This window comes from Methylobacterium bullatum (assembly GCF_014845095.1).
GTDB classification, from domain to species: domain Bacteria; phylum Pseudomonadota; class Alphaproteobacteria; order Rhizobiales; family Beijerinckiaceae; genus Methylobacterium; species Methylobacterium bullatum.
In genome coordinates this window covers 1-558 of sequence record NZ_NKUG01000289.1, presented here as the reverse complement: position 1 = coordinate 558, position 558 = coordinate 1, and the positions used below count along the sequence as shown (strand labels likewise).

The following is a 558-nucleotide window of genomic DNA, read 5'->3' as shown; positions in this document are numbered from 1 at the left end:
GCGCCCTTCGCCTTCCTCGGGTCGGCCTACGATTCGACCCTCACCGACATCTACACCAGCGGCGTCGCCTCGACCCTGGTGCAATCGCCGAGCGTGACCAACATCGTGTTCGGATCGGGCCTGTTCGGGGACGGACGTCTCCGCGACCTCGTGCGCCGCTACGTCACGTCCGATCTCCTCGCCGCCATCGCCGAGCAGCACGCCAAGGGCCGCCGCCTCCTCGTGGTGACGACGAACCTCGATTCCCAGCGCGCGGTCATCTGGAACATGGGCGCCATCGCCACCAATGGCGGGCCCAACGCCGTCGCGCTGTTCACGGATGTGCTCACGGCCTCCGCCAGCATCCCGGCGGTGTTCCCGCCCCAGCTCCTCGACGTGCAGGCGGAGGGCAGGGCGTTCCAGGAGATGCATGTGGACGGGTCGGTGGTGACGCCGGTCTTCACCCTCCCGCAATCGTTCCTGCTGCGGGACGGCCGCCTGCGCACGGCGGGCAAGGCCGATATCTACGTCATCATCAACGGGCGGCTGGAGCCGGAATTCGACGTGGCGCAGAACAAC

The 558-nt window shown here is 68.1% G+C and carries 1 protein-coding gene; it reads left to right on the top strand.

From position 1 onward, the window contains the following. The coding region (locus tag MBTS_RS23190; protein ID WP_342357249.1) for a patatin-like phospholipase family protein at positions 1 to 558 on the top strand (558 nt) is incomplete at both ends.